Source organism: Methylobacterium sp. J-068 (assembly GCF_022829445.1).
Lineage (GTDB): Bacteria > Pseudomonadota > Alphaproteobacteria > Rhizobiales > Beijerinckiaceae > Methylobacterium.
In genome coordinates this window covers 22,107-28,900 of the sequence record NZ_JAKSXY010000037.1, presented here as the reverse complement: position 1 = coordinate 28,900, position 6,794 = coordinate 22,107, and the positions used below count along the sequence as shown (strand labels likewise).

General features: G+C 65.2%; 8 protein-coding genes. 7 read left to right on the top strand and 1 reads right to left on the bottom strand.

The features are described from left to right. The coding region (locus tag MKK54_RS24615; protein WP_244009038.1) for a hypothetical protein at nucleotides 1-204 on the bottom strand (204 nt) is incomplete at its 3' end. Here MKK54_RS24615 and MKK54_RS02995 point away from each other — a divergent pair. The 7 genes from MKK54_RS02995 (at nucleotide 107) to MKK54_RS02965 (ending at nucleotide 6,346) form a co-directional block, all read left to right on the top strand. Next, nucleotides 107-1,192, top strand: a complete 1,086-nt coding sequence (locus tag MKK54_RS02995; RefSeq protein WP_244009037.1) for an autotransporter outer membrane beta-barrel domain-containing protein — start codon at nucleotides 107-109, stop codon at nucleotides 1,190-1,192. The two genes, MKK54_RS24615 and MKK54_RS02995, sit on opposite strands and share 98 nt — an antisense overlap. A 99-nt stretch (nucleotides 1,193-1,291) precedes the next feature. Continuing rightward, the gene (locus MKK54_RS02990) at nucleotides 1,292-1,690 is read left to right on the top strand and encodes a hypothetical protein (RefSeq protein ID WP_244009036.1); all 399 of its coding nucleotides are present in this window, start codon (nucleotides 1,292-1,294) and stop codon (nucleotides 1,688-1,690) included. Nucleotides 1,691-1,721: 31 nt separating this feature from the next. Next, a protein-coding gene (locus MKK54_RS02985) for an IS630 family transposase (protein WP_244009035.1) occupies nucleotides 1,722-2,665 on the top strand; the annotation gives its coding sequence in 2 pieces (ribosomal slippage) (nucleotides 1,722-2,058 and nucleotides 2,058-2,665; 945 coding nt in all). A 15-nt stretch (nucleotides 2,666-2,680) separates the two neighbouring features. Then, nucleotides 2,681-2,857, top strand: coding sequence for a hypothetical protein (locus MKK54_RS02980; RefSeq protein ID WP_244009034.1), 177 nt, complete (start codon nucleotides 2,681-2,683; stop codon nucleotides 2,855-2,857). 437 nt (nucleotides 2,858-3,294) lie between these two features. After that, nucleotides 3,295-3,873: a transcriptional regulator gene (locus MKK54_RS02975; protein WP_244009033.1), complete on the top strand. Its 579-nt coding sequence runs from the start codon at nucleotides 3,295-3,297 to the stop codon at nucleotides 3,871-3,873. Between the two features lie 171 nt (nucleotides 3,874-4,044). Further along, the gene (locus MKK54_RS02970) at nucleotides 4,045-4,728 is read left to right on the top strand and encodes a recombinase family protein (protein ID WP_244009032.1); all 684 of its coding nucleotides are present in this window, start codon (nucleotides 4,045-4,047) and stop codon (nucleotides 4,726-4,728) included. Nucleotides 4,729-5,683: 955 nt separating this feature from the next. Beyond that, nucleotides 5,684-6,346 (top strand): hypothetical protein, encoded by a 663-nt coding sequence (locus MKK54_RS02965; protein WP_244009031.1) that lies wholly within the window; start codon nucleotides 5,684-5,686, stop codon nucleotides 6,344-6,346. Nucleotides 6,347-6,794 lie beyond the last annotated feature (448 nt).

Genomic DNA, 6,794 nt, shown 5'->3' with positions numbered 1-6,794 from the left:
GACCTCGGCGACTTCGGCGGCCACGACCGGGACCGTGACCTCGGCGACTCCGGCTGCCACGACAGGGACCGCGACCTCGGCCGCTTCGACGGCCACGACAGGGGCCGTGACCTCGGCCGCTCCGGCGGCCACGACGGGGACCGCGACCTCGGCCACTTCGGCTACCACGACAGGGACCGCGACGTCGGCGGCTTCGGCGGCCACGGCCGAGGCCGTGGCGTCCGCCGCGGCCACCAGCGTCGCGTCGAATGCCGCGATCCGCCCGTCCGATGCCGTGCTGACCGCGCAGGACGCCACCCTCGCGGCCGTCACCTCGTGGCGCTTCGGCGCGCTTCAGGCCCTTCGCGATCTCGACGTCTATCGCCTCGATCCGAATGCCCCGGCCCTGACGTCGTCGGTCGTCAGTTCGGTCGGCAGCGTGGAGGGGGGCACCGCCTATGGCCGGCGCTTCCAGCAGGGCTTAACCCAGATCAGCTCACGGAGCGACCGTCGCTTCGATTATGACGGCTACCGGAACTACATCGGCCTCTCGCTGAAGCAGACCTTCGGGCGGTCTTCGTTCGACACCGGAACCGGTCTGTCCTCCGAGGTCTCGGCGAGCGTTCACTCGACGTGGATCGCCGACAATGGCGTTTTCCTGGCCGCCATCGGCCGCTTCACCAGCATGTCCCTCGATTACGGCTCCAGCAACGCGTTCGGCAACAACGCGCGCGGTCGCACGAGCGTTCTCGCCGGCGACATGGCGATCTCGGTCGGAACGAAGTTGGCCGTGCTCGACGGCATCTATCTCGCCCCCGACCTGACGCTCGGCTACGGCACTTTCGCGGTCCGGGATTTCACGGACAGCAGCGGCGTCTCGATCCGGTCGAACAGGCTGACGACCGGTTCCGGAACGGCTGGCCTGACACTCGGCTACCAGGATGAGACCACCCTCCGGGGCGGCCTGAACCTCTACGCACGCGTCGCGCTGGTGCAGCCCTTCGGAGACAACCTCATCCTCACGGCGAGCAAGGATGGCGGCACGATTTCGCCCGAAGTCCTGAATCAGAACCGGCTCTCGGCCGATTACAGCATCGGTGGCCGCATCCGCATCCAGGACGGGGTCAGCGTCCTGATCGAAGGGGGGCGAACGACAGGGCCCACACTCGCCTCCAGCTATACTGCACGAGCAAGGCTCGATCTGACTTGGTGATCCGTGACCTTGCCCTCCGGCCTGCCCTCGTTCTGACCCCATCTGTCTGATTGCGAGAGCGCCTGCGCCGTCGGCGACATGATCGGGACCGGCGGGACGATGTCCTTTGCCAGGGCCTACGCCACTCAGGCGGAGGATCTGGCCGGAGCGCTCGGGATCACGGACGCCGCCGCCAAGGCGCTGATGAAGGACGAGTTCAAGGCCGTCGAGAAAGTCGAACTCTACGACTGGGGCAAGGAGCCCGAAGAGCGCTTCTACCGTCCGGAGATCGAGGCCGGGGCGCGCGAGCGCGAGGCGGCGCAGGCCGCTGGAACCAGCGCCGAATCTGATCGCGCTCGTGCGCGCGATGTTCAAGAATGCGTGGGAGCAGCGGGCCGCGCAAGGGGAGGCGATCGTCGCCGCGAGCGCGATGCCATTAACGTCCAGCTCGACAAGCTAAAGCGCTTTCGGTTTGGGCTGAATCGGACGATTGGGGTTCACGCAGGGCTTTTGAGCTGATTCATTGCGCGCTCCAGATGAGGAGCAGGGCATGGGCCGACCCTACAGCCAGGATCTGCGTCAGCGGGTGGTAGACGCGGCAGGCGCGACCTCGCGCCGGCAAGCGGCCAAGCGCTTCGGGGTCGGTGCCGCGACGGCGGTCCGCTGGATGACGGCACTGGCTACGACCGGGACGGTGGCGGCCCGGCCGCAAGAGCGGGCACGCCGCTCCAAGCTCGATCCGCACGAGGCGTTCCCGCGCGGTCTGATCACCGAGCGAGACGACATCACCCTGGAGGAGATGCGGGTCCGCCTGCGGGAGGAACACGCTCTCCCGGTCGGGCTGGGCACCCTGTGGAGTTTCCTCGACGCGCGCGGCCTGACGTACAAAAAAAGACAGCCCACGCGACCGAGCAGGATCGCCCGGGCGTGAAGGCCGCCCGCGAGGCGTGGTTCGAGGGACAGCCTGACCTCGATCCCAGCCGCCTCGTGTTCCTCGACGAGACCTGGACGGCCACCAACATGGCCCGCATCCGCGGGCGCTCACCGCGCGGCGAGCGGCTGCGCTCTCCCGTGCCGCACGGCCACTGGAAGACCACCACCCTGGTGGCGGGCCTGCGCCTGTCCGGGATTGCTGCGCCGTTCGTGCTGGACGGGCCGATCAACCGCGACGTCTTCCAAGCCTACGTCGAGCGCGTGCTCGTGCCCGAACTCACCCCAGGCGACCTCGTCGTGATGGACAACCTCGGCAGCCACAAAGGCCCGGCCGTACGCGCGGCCATCGAAGCGGCCGGCGCGCGGTTGCTGTTCCTCCCGCCCTACTCGCCGGACTTTAACCCGATCGAGATGGCCTTCTCCAAGCTCAAGGCGCTGCTGCGCAAGGCCGCCGAGCGCACCGTCGAAGGGCTATGGTCAGCTATCGGACGGCTCATCGACACCGTCACGCCAGACGAATGCGCCAACTTCTTCGCCGCGGCAGGATACAATCCAGATTAAACCGAAAATGCTCTAATGGAGCGGATCGTTAAGACCGACAGCCCGGCCGTGATTGCGGCCTACGAGCGCAAGATCGCGAAACTGGAAAACCGGAAGCTCGTCATAACGGACAAGATCGATGCCGGGGCCGGTCCGCGCCACACTTTCGAGGATTTGTTCGAGCGGGCCATGGGCTTCTTCGCAAACCCCTGAAATATATGAGCTTCCGGCGACTTTGCCACGCGCCGTCTGGTGCTTTGGTTGGCCTTTGCCGATCGCATCCCCTACCGCCGCGGCGAAGGGTTTTCAAACGCAAAAATCGCGTTGCCCTTTAACATCTTAAAGGAGATCGACATGTAAAAAAGAAGATGGCGCACCCGACACGAGGGTCCAGCATACCAGGAAATCCGCAGCAATCGCAGCATTTTGCCGTTGCCGCCCAGGGTGACTTTGTATGAGTGCGATGCGTGAGCGTCAACGCTGAGGTTTGCAGGGGTCACCCACTCGCGACACCATACACGTGACGGCGGGCCAGAGTTTTCCCCCGTACCCGGGGAGGGGGGGGTAGTCATCGGTATTCAAAGCGGGCCTCCCCCTTCATCATCGCCTAGGCTATGCCGTCCCACGGGGGACTGACGTAGGACGGGGCCATGAGCGGCATCGGTGAGGGTAGCGGTGAAAGCAATTGCCCCGAGGAAACCGGAGCGAGACTGCCTAGTACCCGGCAATTGTCTGCGGAGACCCATCCACACCTAGCTGCGTTCGTGGACTTCCTGCCCGAACTGAACCGTGAGAGCGACCGAGGGCAATCGTTGGTGGCTTGCAGCTACCTGGACGACCTTCTCAAGCGTACCCTCTCAGCGCATTTCGCCAATCAAGAGGTTGGCTTAAAGCTGGTCGAAGGCTTCAATGCTCCACTCGGAACCTTCAGCACACGCATTGCCGCCGCATTCGCACTCGGATTGGTGACGGAGCGTGAATACCGTGAGCTTGAAACCTTGAGGCGCATCCGTAACCGCTTCGCGCACGAGGTTCACGTCTCCTTCGAGACTAATGCAGTCCGAGACCTTTGCGGCAATCTGAGCATGGCCGCCCCAAACTACGGGGATATCGTGGTTGACGCCCGAGGCCAGCACTCTACCGCCGCCTGCGGGCTCATTCTCACCCTCACGAACCGGCCAGAGTATGTGCGTAGGGCTCGGCGAAGTCCCCAGGTGTGGCCCTACTGACATCGTTGGCAAGCGCCCGCCAGCCCGTGAACAGCGGCCACAGTCGGGGCGGGGGACGGTTTCGCTTAAAGTACCTTTCCCTGTCATTGCGCATCAACGCACGTCGATGGGTGTTGACAGGGAAGTGGGCTGCCCGCATGTTTGCTGGCATCCCCACCGAGGGCCGCTCCCGTGACCACCTTCGTCGCCTACCTCCGCGTCAGCACTGACAAGCAGGGCCGCTCTGGCCTTGGGCTCGACGCCCAGCGAGCTGCCATCGGCGCCTTCCTCCGCCCAGACGACACCCTCCTCGAGCCGCCCTACGTCGAGGTAGAGAGCGGGAAGCGGACCGACCGGCCACAGCTCCGGGCTGCTCTCGACCGCTGCCAGCGCACCGGGGCCACGCTCCTCATTGCAAAACTAGACCGCCTATCCCGCGACGCGCACTTCCTCCTTGGCTTGCAGAAAGCCGGTGTGCGCTTTCTTGCGGCCGACATGCCCGAAGCGAACGAGATGGTCGTCGGTATCCTCGCGGTGGTGGCCCAGGCCGAGCGCAAGATGATCTCCGACCGCACTAAGGCAGCACTGGCCGCCGCCAAAGCCCGGGGGCAGAAGCTCGGGGGTGACCGAGGCTATCGCCCCGCGTCGCCTCCCTCAGCGGACGACACCGCGCGGGCCACGGCTGCGAGACGGCGGGAGGCGGACCACGCGGCCTTCGGTGTGCTGCCTGCCATCGAGCGGTTGCGACGAGAGGGGATCACGAGCCTCACCGGGCTCGCAGCTCGGCTGAACTCGGATGGTGTAGCATCACCACGAGGGAAGGTGGGGTCCTGGACGGCGACGGCGGTGCGGCGGGCCTTGGTGCGAGTCGCTTAGGGTTGCCTGCCGGAGCCCCAAGAGGGAATAGCGCTAGAGTGCTCTGAGAGCACTCAGGGCGGCAATGATTGTTCATCTGCTTGACAGGACCCACTATGCCAATCTCGGCCCTTGGCGGGGCCTCTGAGGGCAAAATAAATACTCTGCGTAATGAGAGTGGCCCGAGGGTCCCTATGGTCCTGCCACGGCGCTGACAGCGAGACTGCCAGCGTCCCGGGCGCCAATCCGAGTTACCCTCCGGGTTGAGAGAACCCCCAGGTTTCCTGTGGGCTTGCCGTGGTGCTGACCGCGAAGTGGCGAGCGTCCCAGGCGCCAATCCGAGTTACCCTGCGGGGTAGGAAGGGAGGCCTGAGGTTCCCTATGGCTCTGCCGTGTTGCTGACCGCGAGACTACAAGCGTCCCGGGCGCCAATCCGAGTTACCCTCCGTATACGAAGAGGGCGCCCCCAAGCTGACAGTTTACCCCGTGAAATGATGAGGAGTACTCGGCCCCTTATATTCCCGGCCATCGGCTACCCAGGTACCGACCCCGAGGTGATCCCCAAGCCCTACCCTGTAGGCAACTGGCGCAGTACTGCCCCCACGGCGGGGAGCCCACAACAGACCTCCACAGGGTCAATCCCCCCGGGATGCCCTTGGGCACCGCGCCGGTGTGAGATGATCAGTCAACCCCTACTCGGACGGGCCCCCACCCGAAGACCCCGAGTCACCCATTAGGCCCCGACACTGCCAGACGAGGCAGCGGTGAGGGCCAACCCCATCACAGTCCACCCCGTATCACCACCCTCTCTGCCTGACCGGCTTGGGGGAACGCTGCCGCCTGAGCCGTACCCGGGCCATGGCGCGGACGGAAGGCTGTGACCCACGGTCGGCAGCAAGCCGGCGTCCCGACCCCAAGCCAGAACCCCCACACTACGAAAGGTCCCAACCCCATGACATCGAGACCCCCCAAGCACATGACCCCGGCAGCCTATGAGGCTCGCCGCGACTACATGGCCCAATGCGAGGTCTACCTGGAAGCTCCCGGACGATACCGCGAGCCTGACCATGGACTCCTCTTGGTAGGGTCCGCCCACGGGCCCATCCTAGGCAAGAAGCTGGTCTTCGATGAGCGGGATGGCCAGCTCACCATCGCAACGACCTTCGGCTCGAAGCTGGGACCCCGAGACCACCGACTCTTCGATCCCCTTTATGACGTCGTGATAGACTTGGGTGTTGCATTCGCTGGCGGCATCAGCGTCAACGACAACACGAAGCGCCCCCTGGGTCTTTCCTATGCACGCTTGAAGCTGACCAAGATGGGTGCCGAGGGGCGGACGACACTCGCGCTCGACCTTTCAAGGGTCATCACTGGCGCAGGTGTGGGCCAGGAGGCCGCGCAACTTGGAGACTATCACTCGCTTCGGCGGAGAGACCTTGTGCTGCGGACCAACTCTCATGCCAGGAGGACCCGCACTGACTTCCTCGAAGCGGCGGCATACGCCTACCGCCAGCAACACGAAGCTGCGGGCATCAACGTGACCCTTGAGGCATACCTGAACGACCTGCGGTGGGGCATCCGGCTTGCTGACAGGTGGCACGGTGCTGACCGAGGGATGGCCCGTGCGGCAGCCGAATAGCACCGGCCTCTAAGCTCCCTCGCGCGAGGGCATGACGGCCGGGGGGGGGGTTCACCGAGGGGTTGGGACGCCCTCCTCCCAGTTGCCTCTGGTCAGCCTCGGCCAGTGATGCAGACCACCGGCACCAGTCCACCCGTCTAACGGAAGGGGTGGGCACGCACACACACCATCGGCGAGCACCACCAACGCAAGCCACCCCGCACTGTGCCTGCGCTGTGCCCACCCCCAGTGTGGGGACCTCAGGCGTTGCCTATGCCCGGCCACCCGATAGGTGGGGTGCCTTCATGGTGGCAGGAAGGTAGGGGTTGAGGGTGGTATACTCCTCTCCTACCTCGCCGGGGTCAGTACCCAGGGTGCCACCTAGTCGGTCACCTTGAGGACTGACGTCCGAGACCGCCGCTCAGCACTTCACACGGCAGGTAGGAGGAGGTGGGAGCCTAGATGAGGA